General features: G+C 61.6%; 15 protein-coding genes and 1 tRNA gene. 5 read left to right on the forward strand and 11 right to left on the reverse strand.

Going from position 1 to position 17,714, the window contains the following annotated elements; all coding sequences use genetic code 11:
- Nucleotides 1-84 precede the first annotated feature (84 nt).
- The gene (locus ADU59_RS19630; protein ID WP_068955839.1) at nucleotides 85-315 is read left to right on the forward strand and encodes a hypothetical protein; all 231 of its coding nucleotides are present in this window, start codon (nucleotides 85-87) and stop codon (nucleotides 313-315) included.
- A gap of 163 nt (nucleotides 316-478) precedes the next feature.
- Here ADU59_RS19630 and ADU59_RS19635 read toward each other — a convergent pair whose 3' ends face one another.
- From ADU59_RS19635 to ADU59_RS19675, 9 genes are all read right to left on the reverse strand, one after another.
- Nucleotides 479-1,093, reverse strand: coding sequence for a DUF1236 domain-containing protein (locus tag ADU59_RS19635; protein WP_068955840.1), 615 nt, complete (start codon nucleotides 1,091-1,093; stop codon nucleotides 479-481).
- A 69-nt stretch (nucleotides 1,094-1,162) separates the two neighbouring features.
- Nucleotides 1,163-2,884 (reverse strand): ABC transporter ATP-binding protein, encoded by a 1,722-nt coding sequence (locus tag ADU59_RS19640; protein WP_068955841.1) that lies wholly within the window; start codon nucleotides 2,882-2,884, stop codon nucleotides 1,163-1,165.
- Between the two features lie 252 nt (nucleotides 2,885-3,136).
- Nucleotides 3,137-3,212: transfer RNA gene (locus tag ADU59_RS19645), tRNA-Lys, on the reverse strand.
- Nucleotides 3,213-3,362: 150 nt separating this feature from the next.
- On the reverse strand, nucleotides 3,363-4,280 hold the full coding sequence (locus tag ADU59_RS19650; protein WP_068955842.1) for a PhzF family phenazine biosynthesis protein: 918 nt from the start codon (nucleotides 4,278-4,280) through the stop codon (nucleotides 3,363-3,365).
- A 72-nt stretch (nucleotides 4,281-4,352) separates the two neighbouring features.
- On the reverse strand, nucleotides 4,353-5,084 hold the full coding sequence (locus tag ADU59_RS19655; RefSeq protein WP_068955843.1) for an NUDIX hydrolase: 732 nt from the start codon (nucleotides 5,082-5,084) through the stop codon (nucleotides 4,353-4,355).
- 4 nt (nucleotides 5,085-5,088) lie between these two features.
- Nucleotides 5,089-6,195 (reverse strand): endonuclease/exonuclease/phosphatase family protein, encoded by a 1,107-nt coding sequence (locus ADU59_RS19660; protein ID WP_068955844.1) that lies wholly within the window; start codon nucleotides 6,193-6,195, stop codon nucleotides 5,089-5,091.
- Between the two features lie 110 nt (nucleotides 6,196-6,305).
- Nucleotides 6,306-7,328: an ABC transporter ATP-binding protein gene (locus ADU59_RS19665; RefSeq protein WP_068955845.1), complete on the reverse strand. Its 1,023-nt coding sequence runs from the start codon at nucleotides 7,326-7,328 to the stop codon at nucleotides 6,306-6,308.
- Nucleotides 7,316-9,010, reverse strand: coding sequence for an ABC transporter permease (locus ADU59_RS19670; protein ID WP_068955846.1), 1,695 nt, complete (start codon nucleotides 9,008-9,010; stop codon nucleotides 7,316-7,318). Before ADU59_RS19670 ends, ADU59_RS19665 begins: the two co-directional genes overlap by 13 nt.
- Nucleotides 9,011-9,019: 9 nt before the next feature.
- On the reverse strand, nucleotides 9,020-10,000 hold the full coding sequence (locus ADU59_RS19675) for an ABC transporter substrate-binding protein (RefSeq protein WP_068955847.1): 981 nt from the start codon (nucleotides 9,998-10,000) through the stop codon (nucleotides 9,020-9,022).
- 260 nt (nucleotides 10,001-10,260) lie between these two features.
- Between ADU59_RS19675 and ADU59_RS19680 the strand changes: the two genes are divergently transcribed.
- Nucleotides 10,261-12,162, forward strand: a complete 1,902-nt coding sequence (locus ADU59_RS19680; protein ID WP_068955848.1) for a CASTOR/POLLUX-related putative ion channel — start codon at nucleotides 10,261-10,263, stop codon at nucleotides 12,160-12,162.
- A gap of 110 nt (nucleotides 12,163-12,272) precedes the next feature.
- Entirely contained in the window at nucleotides 12,273-13,322 is a 1,050-nt protein-coding gene (locus tag ADU59_RS19685; RefSeq protein WP_068955849.1) for an aldo/keto reductase, read from the forward strand.
- A 9-nt stretch (nucleotides 13,323-13,331) separates the two neighbouring features.
- Here the strand turns inward: ADU59_RS19685 and ADU59_RS19690 are convergent, their stop codons facing one another.
- Nucleotides 13,332-13,739, reverse strand: coding sequence for a type II toxin-antitoxin system VapC family toxin (locus tag ADU59_RS19690; RefSeq protein WP_068955850.1), 408 nt, complete (start codon nucleotides 13,737-13,739; stop codon nucleotides 13,332-13,334).
- 2 nt (nucleotides 13,740-13,741) lie between these two features.
- The gene (locus ADU59_RS19695; RefSeq protein WP_068955851.1) at nucleotides 13,742-13,999 is read right to left on the reverse strand and encodes a type II toxin-antitoxin system Phd/YefM family antitoxin; all 258 of its coding nucleotides are present in this window, start codon (nucleotides 13,997-13,999) and stop codon (nucleotides 13,742-13,744) included.
- 147 nt (nucleotides 14,000-14,146) lie between these two features.
- Between ADU59_RS19695 and ADU59_RS19700 the strand changes: the two genes are divergently transcribed.
- Nucleotides 14,147-15,811, forward strand: a complete 1,665-nt coding sequence (locus tag ADU59_RS19700; protein WP_068955852.1) for a M20/M25/M40 family metallo-hydrolase — start codon at nucleotides 14,147-14,149, stop codon at nucleotides 15,809-15,811.
- A gap of 238 nt (nucleotides 15,812-16,049) precedes the next feature.
- Complete coding sequence (locus tag ADU59_RS19705; RefSeq protein WP_083198344.1) at nucleotides 16,050-17,669, forward strand: sulfatase-like hydrolase/transferase; 1,620 nt, start codon at nucleotides 16,050-16,052, stop codon at nucleotides 17,667-17,669.
- The last annotated feature ends 45 nt before the right edge of the window (nucleotides 17,670-17,714 follow it).

Raw genomic sequence — 17,714 nt, forward strand, 5'->3', positions numbered from 1 at the left:
GTCGATCACGCCTCGGGCACTCTCCTGCCGAGGACACGGACGGCATAAGGACATCCAGTCCTATCCTCGAGAGGAGGAAGCATAATGGCTTATTTCAACCCCCGGGTAGATGCCCTTTGCGCCGAGGATATCGATGCGCTGCGGCTCATTTTCGACCGGTTTTGCGAAGCGCATCAGACGACGCGATCGGACGCGGACATGCAGATTTGTGCGGCCGCCATCGTCAGGCTCTATCAAGGTGGGGAAAGGGATCCTGTTGTTTTGACCAGAGCATGCGAGGCCGCATTGCATCAGGACTTTGCAATCGGCGCATGAGCCCTTCGGGTACCAAACCCTGTGCGCCGGCGATGGGGCCAAGAATACCCGCCCCGAACCTGCGAGACGCCCTGCGCTGGGGCCCGCCTTCGAAAACCACCGCTGAAAATATATCCATCGCAGCCGGGGCCGCACATTTGCGCGGCCCCGTGCATTATTCAATCTACTTGTAGACGTAGACGATCCGGCGGCTCTGCGGGTCGACCAGCATCGGCCGGTCGTTGATGCGCACATAGCTGTACTGGTAATCCGGCACCTCGGAAATCACCACGTCGTCCGGCAATGTCGCGCCGACCACCACCTCGCCGTCATACGGAACCGCATCCATCGGCGTGCGGTCGATATAGGTCAAGACTTCCGGCGGCGGCTCGATCGCGCCGCTACCATCGACCGTGCCGAGCAGCTCATCGCCGGGTGCCGGATCGGCAGGACCAGCCACGCTGCCGGTCCGCTCGTAGCTGACCACCGGTACGCCAAGATCCATGCGGCGCTCCTGAACGACGACGGGCGCACCGTTATAGTCGACCGTCAGTTCCCGGGCGTAGACCCAGCCGCGCAGGCCGTTGACGTCGATACGGCACCAGCTGTCTCCATCAAGGCAGCCGTCAAGCGCTGCGGCGCTGCCACGGGTGGCAACCCCGATAGATGGATAGTCCGCCCCCGGGCCGGAATAAATTGTCAGGTCCGTCGCCGTTGTCGCCATCATGCCGGCATGCGCGAACCCGGCTCCCGTCAGGAGCATCGCACTCACCAGTAGGGGTTTTGAAATCCACCGCATGTTCTTTCTCCTTCTTGAACAGTGAATGCCAAACGCCCGGTGGCAGCCAATGTTCCTTGGAGCAGTCCCCTACCCCGCCTGCAGCTGGCTGAGGCGGCTGTAGAGGCCATTCTGTTTCAGCAGTTCAAAATGGTTGCCATCCTCGACGATCCTTCCCTCGTTGACCACGAGAATACGGTCGGCCTGGGTAATCGTCGCCAGCCGGTGGGCAATCACCAGCGTCGTGCGGCCTTTCGACAATTCTGTCAGGGATTGCTGGATCGCCCGCTCGGTTTCGGTATCGAGCGCCGATGTCGCCTCGTCGAGGATCAGGATCGGCGGGTTCTTCAGAAAGATGCGGGCAATCGCCAGCCGCTGCTTCTGCCCGCCTGAAAGCTTCACGCCACGCTCGCCGACAACCGTGTCGAGCCCCTGCGGCAAATCGGCGATGACGCCTTCGAGACGCGCCTTGCGGGCCGCCTCGATAATTTCGTCTTCGCTGGCGTCGAGCCGGCCGTAAGCGATGTTTTCCCGCAAGGAGCCGGCAAACAGGAAGACATCCTGGCTGACGATGCCGATATGGTTTCGCAGCGACCGCAGGCTCATGTCGCGAATATCGATATCGTCGATGGTGATGGAACCGCCCGTCACCTCGTAGAACCGCGGCAGCAGGGCGCAGATCGTCGTTTTGCCGGCCCCCGACGGCCCGACAAAAGCAACCGTCTCGCCGGCCCGGATATCGATGCTCAGGTCGTTCAGGATCGCCTTCGACTGCTTGTATCCGAAGCGCGCGTTGCGGTAGCGGATATCGCCCTTCAGCGTGGCCACGTCGCGCGCACCCGGCCTGTCGGCAATATCCGAACGGGTGTCGAGAAAATCGATATAGCGGCGGAAGCCGGCAATGCCCTTGGGATAGCTCTCGATCACCGAGTTGATCTTGTCGACCGGACGGAAGAACACGCCCACCAGGAGCAGGAAACCGACGAAACCGCCGGCCGTGAGTTCCCCCTGCAGCACGAAGTAGCTGCCGGCGACGAGCACCACCATCTGGACGAACCGCATGGAGAGGTAGCTGAGTGTCGTCGACACCGCCATGATCTTGTAGGCGTCGAGCTTGGTTCGGCGGTAGCGCTGGTTGTCCTTTTCGAACAGCCCGCGCTCGTGGTCCTCATTGGCAAAGGCCTGCACGACGCGGATCCCGCCGACATTCTCCTCGATCCGGGCGTTGAAATCGCCGATTCGATTGTAGAGCGCCTGCCAGTTGCGCGTCATCCGGCCACCGTAGCGGGTCGTCAGCCAGGCGGTGAGCGGCAGCACAAGGGCCGTGATCAATGCCAGCTTCGGATTGACCGAGGCCATCAACAGGAAGGCGCCGATCAGCGTCATGATGGCGATGAACACATCTTCCGGGCCATGATGGGCAACCTCGCCGATTTCCTCCAGGTCCTTTGTCAGCCGGGCGACGAGATGGCCGGTCTTCTGGTTGTCAAAATAGCCGAAGGAGAGTTTCTGCAGGTGATCGAAGGCTTTGCGCCGCATCTCGGTCTCGATATTGATACCGAGCATATGGCCCCAATAGGTAACGATCGCCATCAGCCCGCCATTGATGACATAGATCACCATCAGCCCGGCGGACGCCGCCGCGACATAGCCCCACTGCCCGGTCGGCAAAAGCACGTCGATGAACAGCTTCACCGCGATCGGAAAACCAAGCTCCAGCAGGCCGGATGCCACCGCGCACGAAAAATCCAGCAGAAACAGGCGCCGGTGCGGCCGGTAATAGGCAAAGAAACGGGCGACGAGATCGCGCATGGTCTTTCGGGCTCCTTGTCGGCACTTAACCGGGAACGTACTGGCCGGACATCCGGCCAGGATCCGTGGCTCCCGCCTGCGCGAAAACCATCCCTGGCCGATTGCCGCTTCTTTTAATCAGTCCCGTTGGAACAGCAAGCCATCAAGGAGAAAAGAAGGTGGCGTGGTGCGTGTTGACCGCTCGGCAGCGCAAAGAGAAATGACCTGCATTGCAGGTCAATCAAATCGCAATTTCATGACTTTAGGAAAGAATGGTGGGTGATGTAGGGTTCGAACCTACGACCCGCTGATTAAGAGTCAGCTGCTCTACCAACTGAGCTAATCACCCGCCAGAACCGCTTCGTTTGCGGTCTCCAGAACCACATTGCTGTGGTGTGATGCGGCGTATAATGACGTTCGCCGGGCTTGTCTAGTTCTCTGTGCGATTTTCTTTCAGATTTCTCGAAAAAATGTGTGTGGGCCGTTTAGAGGCTGTTTTTCAAAGATAAAGTTCACCGGCCGCGATCTTCACCGCCTGCCCGCCGATCCGGGCCGTGGCGATTTCGCTGCCGGAAACGTCGATATGCAGGTGCAGCAGCGACGGACGCCCCATCTCAACGCCCTGCTCGATCAGGAACGGATGATGCCCGTCGATCAGCTGATCGAAATGGTGGATGGCACCGGAAAGGGCGGCAACCGCGGACCCCGTCGCCGGGTCTTCGCCGATGCCCATGGCCGGTGCAAACATGCGGGCATGAAAGCGGGCGACGTGATTGACGCCGCCACGGCAGTAGAGATAGGCGCTGGCAAGCCGCCCCTCGGCGATCGGGGTGATCTGCTCCCATTGCGCCACATCAAACTCCACGGCGCCTGCCGCGCCGACGTCGTGCACGGGGATCATCACGAAGGGGACGCCGGCACTCCAGAAGGACGGCACATGGTTTTCGAAACCGATCTGCGATGCCTTCAGGCTGAGCGCATCGGCAAGCGCCTGCCGGTCGAACCGTGCCTCGAGCTGGACCGATTTTCGCGGCACGTCGAATTCGGCGAAGGTTGCCGATCCCGCCCTCTTGCGCACGGCGCAGCGCACCGGGCCGACATTTTCCTCCAGCATCTGGACAAGATCGTAGTCTTCGCCGTCTGTGCCCCGCGCGGCCTCGGCCAATGCAACCGCGGCCCCCACCGTCGGATGCCCGGCAAAGGGCAACTCATACCCCGGCGTGAAGATCCGCAACCGTGCCGCATGCGCCGGATTTCCCGGCGATTGCACGAAAACGGTCTCCGACAGGTTGAACTCGCCGGCAATCGCCTGCATCGCCGCATCGCTCAGGCCATCGCCGTCGAAAACAACGGCAAGCGGGTTTCCTTCCAGCCTGTTGGCGGTGAAAACGTCGTAGATTGCATAGCGCCGCGCCAAGATGGTCTCCCTTTTGCTGTGTCCTGCCGCCAGACGTTGCACGGCAGATAATCGGCGGCAAGCGCAAAAGCGTCACCGCATGTGCGCAAAAACCCATTCCAGAATCAGCGGCATGAACGGTAGATAGGGATGCTGCCCCGGATCGGCATTGCGAATGGCCAGCGCCTCATCGATTTCCGGCTCGGGATCGACGGCGATATGCGCCGCGATGCGTTCGATCAGCTGTTCTGCCGTTTCGGCAAAATGGTAGACACGAAAAACCGTGATGACGCCCCTGTCGTGCAGCGCGTGAAACCCCGATACGCTCCTTGCATCCGCCAGCGCCAGTCCGGTCTCCTCCATCACCTCGCGCGCCATGTTGCCGTCGAGATCGCAGACCCCGTCGCGGATATCGCCCGGATCCAGCGAACCGGCAGCGCAATAGACGCGGCCCGGATTGGAGGTATGCCCGCCCATCCTGATGGCGACCACGGCACCGTCCGATGAAACGATGACCGGCAGGCTGAACAGATGGATGGCGGATGTGACCGGCCTCGTCTTGCGCCACAGGAGAAATGCCGAATACGGGACGACATGCGTCTCCCCCGAAATCACCCCATCGCTTATCGTCACAGCGCGCGGCAACAACATCGGGTTGTCGTACAATGCGGGGTTGGCGGCAAACTCCTCGTCCCAGTTTGCCGCGATTCGTGCCCGCTCCGCGAGAGCGTAAGGGTGGAGTGCATCCACCACGCGCAGATCGACGTGCAGGACGGGAAAGATCGCCCGCTCGGCGGGCCATTCGGAGATATTGCTGGTCAGCATCGGATCACACGTTGAGGGACATGACGACGGGGCAATGATCGGAGGCCTTCGGCCGGTCCCAGCCGGTCCTCGGATAGCGCTCGACCTCCTGCCCCTTCGGGAAGATCGTGCGGTAAGGCTGGCCGTTGCGGATGATTTCCGGAACGCTGGCCGGATTGCGCTGCGCAAGCTCCGGCGACAACCAGATATAATCGAGCTGGCAGAGATGCCGCTCTTCCGGGCCGCGGCTGTGAAACAGCGTCCAACGGTCGAGTTCCGGCCGGCGGCGCATGACGTTTTCGGCAAAGCCGTCGTGACTGAACAGATCCAGCGCGCTTGCCGCCTCCTGGCGCGGCACGAAGCTGTAGCCGTTGCGCCGGTCGCCGAGCACATCGACCCGCTCCTGATAGTCGTTCATGTCGCCGCAAATGGCGAACATCTTGCCGTTCGTATTGCCGGCGCCGAACCGGTTCTCGACGATGCGCCGCACGGCAGCCACTTCCGCGCTCCTGACCGGCATCGTCGCCATGCGCCCATCCAGCCCCTCGCGCGCCGGTCCCATCGATTTGAAATGCACGACGAACAGCGTGAAGGGCCGCCCGCCGATGCGAAAATCGAGCTCCAGGCAGTCGCGCTTGAAGATGCGGTCCGTCGGTACGTTGGTCGCAGCCAGTGCGTCGTTGAACAGGCCGAAATCGGCATAGGTGACACCCGCATGGGATTTGACATCGACGCATTCGATCGCCTGCCCGTCGCGGGTTTGCTCGCGCACCAGAACCGCGACATCGATGCCGCGGCTGTCATTGCCCTCGATCAGGTATTTCTGCCGGTAACCATTGCCGACCATGCGAAAGAGATAGCCGTATTCGAAGGCCTGCAGCCCCGCCATATTGTCGGCCTCCTGCAGGCAGAGGATATCGGCATCGCAATCGGCGATCGCCAGCGCCGACATCTGGCGCGTGTCATCGGTATTGGCGATGGTGCGGGCTTCCTCCAGCCGCTGATATTCCGCCTCGCTGCGCACGTCGAACAGCCTGAGCACGCGGTCCTGCTTGAGGTGGTTGCGAAAACCGGAAAAATCGAACCGGCTCATCAGATTTTCGATATTGAAGGTGGCGAGACGTAGGGACATCAGCGAATTCCGAATGCGATCGCGCCGACTTTAGCCAATCACCGGCAAATGTCGAACGTCTTTCTCCATGGACCATGTTGCGGCGGATATTGAAGATGGCGTCCGATGTCTCAGACCAGCCATCCCTGACGGATCACGAACGGTTGCAAACTGCCGGTGGCCGTCGCCGTGGCGGAGTAGGCTTTGAGGCTCTGCCCGCCCGCCGTGCGCAACGACAGGGCAAACCGCTCGCCCTCGAAGACGCAGGAACGCACCTCAAGCATGATCCCTTGCGGATCGGCGACGACATGCTCCGGACGGACCAGCACGGGACGGCTGGGCCCTGCGGTCTGCCGGAAAGCCGCCTCGATCGCAGGCCAGGGCACCAGGCGAGGACCTTGATCCGGCAGTGCCAGATCGAGAATGCCCCCCTGCCCGACCAGCCCGCCGACGATCCTGCCTTCCGGCCGTGCGTAAATCTCCTGCGGCGATGCGACCTGGATCAGGCGGCCCTCGGACATCACGGCAATATCGGTTGCCAGCGCCATCGCCTCACCCTGATCATGCGTCACATAGATCATCGTCGCGCCGGAGCGGGCATGGAATTCGCGAAAGGTCTCCTCCATCGCCGCCTTCAGGTGGCGGTCGAGATTGGCGAGCGGCTCGTCCAGAAGCACCACGTCGGGCGATGTCACCAGGCAGCGGGCAAGCGCCACGCGCTGCCTCTGACCGCCGGAGAGATCGGCCGGGCGGCGGGCGGCAAACTCCTCCAGACGGACCACCGAGAGCGCATCCCGAACACGGGTCTCCCATGCCGCACCGGTGACACCGCGCACTTTCAGCGGATAGCCGACGTTCTGCGCAACGGTCATGTGCGGCCAGAGCGCATAGGACTGGAACACCATCGCCATGTTGCGCTTTTCCGGCGGCAGCGCGCCACTGCCATCCGCAAGCGTCCGCTCGCCAAGGATAATCGAACCGTCGGTCGGTTGCTCGAAGCCGGCGACCATGCGCAGCACCGTCGTCTTGCCGCAGCCGGATGGCCCCAACAGCGCCAGAAACCCACCCTCGCGCACCGTCAGCGACACATCCGAGACGGCGGCCCGGCCGGTTCCGAAATCCTTGCTCAGATGATTGAGGATCAGTTGCGCCATGGCAGCACGCCTTTCGGAAGGTGTTTCGCCAGCATTTCCAGCATCAGCATCAACAGGACCACCATGACGACGACGAGGACGGACAGCGCCGAAGCAAGATCGGAACTGCCGCTGTCGTCGAGATTGAAGATCGCCACCCCGAGCGTCTGCGTGCCTGCCGACCAGAGCAGCGCCGAAACGGTCAATTCGCTGCAGGCGATCAGGAAAACCAGGATGACGGACGCGCCCGCAGCCGGTGCGATGAGCGGCACAAGGATATCGCGCATGCGGCGGCCAAAGCCGGCGCCGGAAAGCCGGGCGGCCTCTTCCAGCGATGGATCGAGCTGCAGGAGGGCGCTGGCGACCGGCTTCAGGCTGACGGCAAAGAAGCTGGAGAAATAAGCGATCAGGATGATCCAGATCGTTCCGTAGATCGAGACGTTCACAATCGGCAACGGCGCTGCGAACAGGAGGATGAAGGCGACGGCCAGCACGATACCCGGTAGCGCATAGGGAATTTCGATCAGACCGGTGAGGATGGTGGCCAGCTTTCCCGGACGGCGGGCGAGCAGATAGGCGGTCAAAACGGTGAACAGCAGCAGCCCGCACGCCGTCGTCCCGGCCAGGAAAAGCGAATTGGCAAACGCCGTCAGCGTGACGGACTGGCGCAACAGGATTTCGCGGTAGGCATCGAGCGACATGGTTGTGAGGTTGAGCGGCACGCCATAGGCGGGCACCAGCGAACTGGCAACCAGCGCTGCCAGCGGCGCCACCAACACGAAGAAAAGCACGAGGCAGAATCCGGCCTCGGCGATCAGGCGGAACGGTCCGAGCGAGAAAGCCGCGTTTTGGCCCGACAGGCCGATGATGCGGTAATCCCGGCCTCTCAGCGCCCGTTGCTGGACGGCAAGACCCAAGCCGGCGATCACGGCGATCACCATGGAAAGCTGCGACATCTCGGCGAAGGTACCGGCACCAAAACTCGAAAGACGGCTGTAGATCAGCGTCGGCAGGACGTAGATCGACGCGGGGATGCCAAGGATAGCCGGAATGCCGAAATTGCCGACGCCGGAGACGAAGGCGATCGCAGCGCCTGCGATCAATCCAGGCACCGCAAGCGGCAGGATGATATCGCCAAACACGCGCAAGGGAGACGCTCCGGCCAGCCGCGCCGCCTCCACCCCATCGCGCGGCAGGGGAGCAAGTCCCGCCTTCAACGCCAAAAATACCAGCGGCGCATGCTGGACGCCAAGCAGCAGCGCGATCCCGCCCAGCGAATAGAGCGGCTGCGGGCTGCCGAGCGGTGGCGCGATCCCCAGTGTCTTCAGCAATGGGCTGGCAGGCCCCGACATCTGCACCCAGGCAAGGGCGGTCACCTGCGGCGGGATCATCATCGGCAGGACGAAGGCGAAGCTGAATAAGCCCTTTGCACGAAGGTCCGTCAGCGTCACGATAAAGGCGAAGGTGGCGCCCAGCAGGACCGAAATCACCATGCCGCCAACGGATGTCGTCAGCGTGTTGCGGATGGCAGCCCAGGTCGCGGGCTCGGCAAACAGGCCGGTCGCCCTGCCCTCCAGCGAAAAACGCAAGCCTGCGAAGAGCAACCGTGCAAGCGGCAGCCCGCTCAGAAGGCAGACGGTGGCGATGACGAGAGGAAGCAGCCAGACGGGCTGGCTGTTTCCCCGGGCGGAAAATCTGGGCATCAGAACCGATCAGTTGCTGCCGAAGATGCCGGAGAAGGTCTTCAGGTCAGCGTCGGAGGTCTTGACGGCCGCAGCCGCATCGATCGGCAGAACCTTGATGCTGTCGCGCGCCGGAAAACCCTCCGGAAGGGCAACGCCGTTGCGCGCCGGGATATAGCCCAGCTTGACGGAAACCTGCTGGCCCTGCTCGGACAGCAGGAAATCCACGAATTTCTTCGCCGCATCGACGTTCTTCGCGGTCTTCAGGATGGCAACAGGCTCAGTCACCGCGCTGACGCCTTCGGCCGGGAAGACGAACTCGACCGGTGCGCCCTTGGCCTTCTCGCGGATCGCCATGAAATCGACGACCATGCCATAGGCCTTCTCGCCGGTGGCGACAGCCTTCAGAACACCGCCATTGCCGCCGGCAGCCGTCGCGCCGTTTTCGGCAAGCGACTTGTAATAGTCCCAGCCGAAGCCGTCGATGCCGGCCAGCGTCTGCGCATGGATCAGCGCGGCACCGGATGTCATCGGGCTCGGCATCGTCGTCAGACCCTTGGCTTCCGGCTTGCCCAGATCCTTCCAGCCGGCCGGCTTCATCGAAGCGGCGGTGTTGTAGATGATCCCCGTGGTAATCATCTTGGTCGAATAATAGGCGCCATCGGCATCATAAAGCGCGGCGTCATAATTGGCGGCTTCCGGCGATTTGTAGTTTAGAAGCTGGCCGGCTTCCTTCATGCGCTGCAGCGTCACCGTATCGGCGATCAGAAGCACGTCGGCCACCGGGTTGCCGGCCTCGATCTCCGCCATCAGCTTGGCCATGATCTTGGTGGTGCCGTCGCGCACCCATTCGACGTCAATACCCGGATTGGCGGCCTTGAAGGCATCGACGGTCGCCTGCGCGTCCTCGTTCGGCTGGCTGGTGTAGAGCACCAGATTTTCGGCCTGCGCCGGAACGGCGATCAGGCTGGCGGCAACAAGCGCGGCAAACGCGCCAAGCAATATTTTCATCGGAGGTGATCCTTCTTGAACGGCTGGACCGATGGATAGTGGCGGCATTTGACAGGCATGTGACACGGGCCAAACAGCACACCCGCATGGCAGGGCGGCAACGGCAGACCGCCCGCAACGCCCACCGGATCGATAGCCGGCTTCCGGATGGAACATATCTGGGTGGATTGGCGTCCATGCACCTAAACTTGTTGATTATATTAGGAATATCTGCGATTCGAAAAGCGGGGCGCAATACGCGGCCCCCCGGGGGAAGATCGATGAGCAAGGGTACGGCATGGGGCGCACGGCTGCGCTATGCGTTCGACAAGAGCATGGCCGCAGGCTCGATCGCGCTGATCGGCTGGCTGGCGGTCATTTCACTGATCGTCATCATCGTTGCCGGCGCCTTTCTCGCGCTCACACAAATTGCCCCGGACGGCGGTCAGCCGGTCAGCTTCATCGAAGGGGCCTGGGAATCGCTGATGCGGACCATGGACGCCGGCACCATGGGCGGAGACGTCGGCTGGAGCTTTCGCGGCGTGTCGCTGTTCGTCACCATCGCCGGCATCTTCGTCTTCTCGGCCCTGATCGGCGTGCTCAGCTCCGGCCTTGAAAACAAACTCGGCGAGCTGCGCAAGGGCCGTTCCCAGGTACTGGAAAACGACCATACGATCATCCTCAACTGGTCTCCCTCGATCTTCGACGTCATTTCCGAGCTGGTCATCGCCAATACCAGCCGCAGGAAGCCGCGCATCGTCATCATGGCCAACAAGGACAAGGTGGAGATGGAAGACGAGATCGCCACCAAGGTGGCCGACCTCAAGAACACAAGGATCGTCTGCCGCAGCGGCGACCCGACCGACCTCTACGATCTCAATATCGTCAATCCGCAGACGTCGCGCTCCGTTATCGTGCTGTCGCCGGAAGGCGACGATCCGGACTCCCAGGTGATCAAAAGCGTGCTGGCGCTGGTGAATGCCCCCAACCGCCGCGCCAAGCCCTATCAGATCGCCGCCGAAATCCGCGACAGCCGGAACGCCGATGTCGCCCGTATCGTCGGTGGCAGCGAGCTGCAGCTCATTCTCGCCGACGACCTGATTTCCCGCATCGTCGTGCATTCCAGCCGCCAGTCGGGCCTCAGCGCCGTCTATTCCGAACTTCTCGATTTCGACGGCTGCGAGATCTATACGCTGGAGCAGCCCGACATCACCGGCAAGAGCTTTGCCGCTGCCGTCATGGCCTATGAGACCTCATCGCTGATCGGGCTTTGCGACCAAGAGGGCAAGGTGCACCTCAACCCGGCGCCAAGCCGCATCTTCAAGCCGGGCGAGCGCGCCGTCATCATTGCCGAGGACGATACCGCCATCCAATCCGGAAGCCACGAAATCCATATCGAGAAGGATGCCATCCTTCCCGTCGGCGTGCGCGAACAGGGGCCGGAACGGACGCTGCTTCTCGGCTGGAACCGCCGCGGCCCGATCATCACCTTCGAACTGTCGCGCTATGTCGCCCCCGGTTCGCTGCTGACGATCGCCGCCAACACGCCGCAGCTCGAGGACGAAATCAATGCGCTCAAGGTGGCCAACGGCAATATGGCCGTCGACTACCGCATCATCGACACCAGCAACCGTGCCGAACTCGATGCGCTCGACATCCCCGGCTACGACCACGTGCTCGTTCTCGGCTACAGCGACCACATGGCGCCGCAGCCGGCCGACACCCGCACGCTGGTGACGCTGCTGCAACTGCGCAAGATCGCCGAACAGGCGGGCCGCCACATCAGCGTCGTCAGCGAGATGACCGATGTGCGCAACCGGGAGCTGGCGGAAGTCACCCGCGCCGACGATTTCGTCGTCAGCAACAAGCTGGTCAGCCTGATGCTGGCGCAGGCCTCCGAAAACGAACGCATGGCGGCGATCTTCGACGAACTTCTCGACGAGGACGGCTCGGAAATCTACATGCGGCCTGTCAGCGACTATGTCGCCATCGGCGAACCGGTGACCTTCTACACGATCTGTCTTGCCGCCCTGCGCCGCGGCGAGGTCGCCATCGGCTACCGCCGCCAAAGGGCCGACGATCCGGATCCGCGCCGGCTCGGCGGCGTCACCGTCAATCCACCGAAGTCTGAAAAACTGCTCTACAGCGCAGCGGACCGCATCATCGTGCTTGCCAAGGACTGATCTGGGACGGAAAAATGAGGGCGGGGTTTCCGTCCCTCCCTCTTTCTTTTTTGCCGCATGGGACTAGCTTAACCCAAGCTCCGCAATTCCAACCTCATCGGAAAATCATCATGGAATATCGTCTTCTCGGCCGCTCCGGCCTCAAGGTTTCGACACTGACCGTGGGCACCATGACCTTTGGCGGCAAGGGCTGGGCAAAGACCGTCGGCGATCTCGGCGTGGCAGAGGCCAAGAAACTTGTCGATATGTCTCTCGATGCCGGCGTCAACCTGATCGACACGGCGGATGTCTATTCCAACGGCGTCTCCGAGGAAATTATCGGTGAGATCATCGGCGGCAAGCGCAGGAACGACGTGCTGCTCGCCACCAAGGCCCGCTTTCCGATGGGCGACGGCCCGAACGATGCCGGCTCCTCGCGCCATCACCTGATCCGCGCCTGCGAGGCAAGCCTGAAGCGGCTGAAGACCGACGTCATCGATCTCTACCAGCTGCACGAATGGGATGGCCTCACACCGCTGGAAGAAACGATGGAAGCGCTGGACATGCTCGTGCGTCAGGGCAAGGTGCGCTATATCGGCTGCTCCAACTTCTCCGGTTGGCACATCATGAAGGCGCTCGGCGTCAGCACGAGCGAGCATCGCCAGCGCTTCGTCAGCCAGCAGATTCACTACTCGCTCGAATCGCGCGACGCCGAATATGAGCTGCTGCCCGTGTCGATCGACCAGGGGCTTGGCGTGCTGGTCTGGAGCCCGCTGGCCGGCGGCCTTCTCTCTGGCAAGCACCGCCGCGACAAGACGGCCGAAGGCTCGCGCCAGCTGGCCGGCTGGGACGAACCGCCGATCCGCGACGAGGACCGCCTGTGGGATATCGTCGACACCCTCGTCGATATCGCCGAAAGCCGCAATGTCTCTGGCGCGCAGGTGGCGCTCGCCTGGCTGATCGGCCGCAAGGCCGTCACCTCCGTCATCATCGGTGGCCGCACCAAGGCGCAGTTCAAGGACAACCTTGCCAGCGCCGAACTGGTCCTGACCACCGAGGAACGCCAGCGCCTCGACGACGTCAGCGCTCCGCCGATCCTCTATCCCTACTGGCATCAGGTCCGCACCGCCAAGGACCGGCTGGGAGAAGCGGATCTGTCGCTGCTAGGGCCGCATACATAAAACGGACGCCTATGACGCCTCGAAAGGATTGAGCAACCGCACGGGAAAGTGCTCGAAATCCCTGACATTGCGGGTGACGACCGTCAGGCCGTGAACGATGGCCGTGGCCGCGATCATCGCATCGGCAATCAGATGCGGCGATTGCCGATGCATGAGCTTTGCCCATACGATCATGCATTGCCCGTCCATCGGCAACACGCTCATGCTCTGCATCATCTGGCCGAGCCATGCTTCGATCACGTCCGCCCGCTGGCTGTCCTGTTCGCGGGCGGCTTCAATGCCCCGCTGAATTTCGCCGACGGTGATCGCGGATACCGCAAGCATCCGTTCGTCCGTGGCGCGAACCCAGGCCACGACGCCGCCGTGCGGTTTTGGCTTTCGAAGTTCGGATACGACATTGGTATCGAGAAGATACACAGCTAGTCCTCAACCGAAACCGGACGCCACGCCCAATCGCCGCGCGTCGGAATGTCCAGTTCGAATCGTGGCTCGGCGGCCAGAAGGACGTCTTTCACACCCGGTTTTGCCCGCTTGTTGAGATCATTCCAGTCCTGCAGCCGAACGAGCACCGCTTTGGCCTCGCCACGCCGCGACACAACCTGCGGCCCTTCTGTCAGGCATGTCTCCAGAAATTCGCTGAAATGCGCTTTCGCATCTTGAACCGGCCATTCGCGCATCGTTTCACCCCATAGATGACTAGTCAGCAATCTAGTCATCTTAACGAATAAATACAAGAATATTGCCATTTCGCTTTACCGGCCACCCCGATAGAGTTTACCGGCCTGACGATAAAGGGCCCCTCGAATCTCCACAGGATCGCGTCCATGCCGTCTGCCGACCGCTCAATCATTCGCAAGAACCTGTCGCGCGCAGGCGCGCTTTCCGTCGAAATGACCCGCTGGCCGAGCGTCACGGAGAGCGACGGCGAAGCCGCCTTTTCCGGGCGCCTGATGGAATGGCTCGCCGCCACGCCATATTTCCGCCGGCACCCCGAAAACCTGCTGGCGCGGGACACCCACGGCGATCCGGCACGGCAAAACGTGCTGGCACTGGTGCGCGGCAAGGGCCGGCGATGCCTGGTGCTGGCCGGACATTTCGATACCGTCTCGATCGCCAACTACGGTTCACTGGTCTCCCTTGCCTGCGAGCCGGAGACGCTGACAGAGGCACTGATAACGGAGCTGTCAGCGAAAATCCGCAATCCGTCAGAGGACAAGGCGCTGGCCGATCTCGTCAGCGGCGATTTTCTGGCAGGCCGGGGCCTGCTCGACATGAAGAGCGGCCTTGCCGCCGGTATCGTGGCGCTGGAGCGTTTTGCAGAACTCGACGAGCCGCCCGGCAACCTCCTGTTCGTCGCCACGCCGGATGAGGAAAACCGCTCGCGCGGCATGCGTGCCCTACGCGACGCCCTGCCCGCCATCGCCGAAAAGTTCGACCTCGACATTATCGGCGGCATCAATCTCGATGCCAGCGGCGATGATGGCGACGGCGAGGAAGGCCGTGCCGTCTATCTCGGCTCTGTCGGCAAGTTCTCGCCCTTCGCCTTCGTCGCCGGCCGGCCCACCCATGCGGGCTATGCCTTTAACGGCGTCAGCGCCCATCTGATCGGCGCCGAGATCATGCGCGCCATGGAGACGAACAGTGCGCTCTGCGACGAAGCCCACGGCGAGCTCTCGCCGGCACCGGTCTGCCTCGAGGCCAAGGATGTCCGCCACGGCTACGAGGTGACGACACCGGCCCATGTCTGGCTGTCGTTCAACTGGCTGACACACCGCCGCACGCCGGAAGATGTTCTCACCGAGTTTCGCGCGATCGCCGCGACCGCAATGCGAACGGCACTCGATGCGCAGACACGGAATGCCGAAGCCTTCTTTGCGCGGCAACGCTCCGGCCATGCTCAGACGCACGAAGGACAGGTGCTCTCCTATGCCGAACTGCACGATCTGGCCATTTCTCATGGCGGGCAAGCGGCTGCCGATCGGCTGAAGGCGCTCGACCGGTCCCTGTCTGCCGGCGAAGACCCGCTGTCGACCACCCGCCAGATCGTTGCGGCTACGCTGGCCGAGGCAGGCCTTGAAGGCCCTCTGGTCATCGTCGGATTCTCGACGCTGCATTATCCACGCGTGCATCTGGACAGCGCCGGAGATCAGGGCAGATCATTCGAAAAAGCCATGATGTCAGCCGCTGAAAAATGCGTGCAGCAGCACGGGACAAGCATCAAGGCGAAACAGTTCTTCGCCGGCATCTCGGATATGAGCTTCTTCGGACATCGCCCGGCCACTGGTCAAACACAGCTTTTATCGGCCAACACGCCCTGCTCGGCCTTCGTCGACGCCGCACCGGACGGGCTCTTGTCCTATCCGGTGGTCAATATCGGTCCATGGGGGCGCGACTATCATCAGAAATGGGAGCGCGTCCACATGGGATATGCCTTCGACGTGCTCCCCGATCTCATCTACGAGGCTGCCATGGCTTGCCTCGGAGAGTAAGCATAGTCGTGGCGGATCAAGACGAAAAGGGCACGAGAGGCCGCAGCCCTTTCATCGGGACTGGATATTACCTGCCCCGTCCAGCTACGATCAAGAAATCGCCACGAGGATGCGATACATTTTTAACCACTCTTCCGGATACGAATCCGTCTGCATCGGCAATTTCAACCTATCGTTAGCACTCAGCCTATACATTCCCGCAACCTTGGTACGACGCCAGATTGCGGAGAGTTGAAGTATGCTCAGACTGTGGGAATCGGATCGATCAGAGCCAACGCGCCCCTATTGGATGATCTGGGCTGGGATTTTTGCGATCACCGCCTTGAACATCGCCGTGAAGGTCGCAGACGAAGACCCAAAATGGATCCTCTACGGATTTCCCCCCCTGTTCCTAAGCCTGCTCGCTCTGGGGTTTGGCCGCACATTCGCAAACGGCCAGCCGACCAAAGGATGGTGGCTTCCGCTAATCCCGCTATCGCTGCTGATGATCTGGTACGTTTTCATCCGGATTTTCGGCCATTTTTCCCTCGCGCCCATTCTGTTTCATTTTCAATATGAAATGGAATCAAACGGCATCGTCGGTTCGGTGGCTTTTCAGATGGCGCGAGAGATTCTTCCGTTCCTCCTGGTGTTTGTCTGCTGGCGGCAGGCCGCGCGCGGTCACCGGCGTATGCAGATGCTTGGCGGCCTTTTGACGATTCCGTTTCTCGTGCTCAATCCCTTTACCCTCGGTATTGGCAACCACGTAATGCGCGCCTATGCCTCCGATCAGCTGAACCTCGCACATCATTTCGCCGATCCGTCATTGGCTGAGAAGCCGCAAGGCCAGCAACCGAACTTAATCCATATCTATCTCGAAAGCACCGAGCGAACCCTTTGGGACGAAAGCCTTTTTGGAAAAGTAGCTGCCCCTTTGAAACGTCTGGAAGCCCGCGGTTTCTCGGCAACCGGAATCGCTGAATCGGAAATGACCAACTGGACACTCGCCGGTCATGTCGCCAGCAATTGCGGTACGCCATTGTTCGGATTGGGTGCGATCGACCGCAACGATTTTGATGACGTCGATGCCCTGCTTCCGAAGGCAGTATGCCTCAGCGATATCCTGGCGCGCGATGGGTACGCCCTGACGTTCATGAAGGGCGCGATGCTGGAGTTTGCGGGAACCGATGGCTTCGTGGCGGCGCACAACTACCAAAAGGGTATAGGATACGGACAGATCGGGGCGAACTATCCGGCGCAAGTCAACGCATTCGGATCGCGGGTCAATCCGTGGGGAATCGACGACGAGGATCTGTTCGATGCCGCCTTCAAGGAAATCACGGCCCTTTCCGCTGGAAAAAAGCCCTTCGGCCTGACGATGACCACCATCGGCGGACATAGCCCTGCAGGCTACATCTCACGCAGTTGCCTTGACGATGCCGACGTCATGGCGCTTCCCAACAGGACACTGCAAGCTTTCTATTGCACCAACAAGCTCACGGAGGCCTTCATCGACAAATTGGCCAAGGCGGGTTTCCTCAAGAACACCATTATCGTCGTTCAGAGCGATCATCTCGCCATGCGCAACGAGATCTACCGGCAATTGAAGAGCAGGGAGCGCAGAAACACATTCATCATCCTCAAGGACGGGCTCTCCCCCCAGCTTAACGCGACCGCAGCGACCATGGTCGATGCCTATCCGACGCTGCTGGAGGCGCTCGGTTACAAGCTCCCCGACGGAAAGGCGGGCCTTGGTGTTTCGCTTCTGTCAGGTCACGCAACACTGGCCGGTCGAGTGGGGCTCGACCGGCTGAATGATGCCATTCTTTCCGATCATGCGGTGCGTGACAGCCTGTGGGGCATCGAACGCGGCACATAGGGGAAGCAGCCCGCCCGAAGCGGGCCACCCGCTATGGGCTCGCGC

It is taken from the genome of Pararhizobium polonicum (assembly GCF_001687365.1).
GTDB lineage: Bacteria > Pseudomonadota > Alphaproteobacteria > Rhizobiales > Rhizobiaceae > Pararhizobium > Pararhizobium polonicum.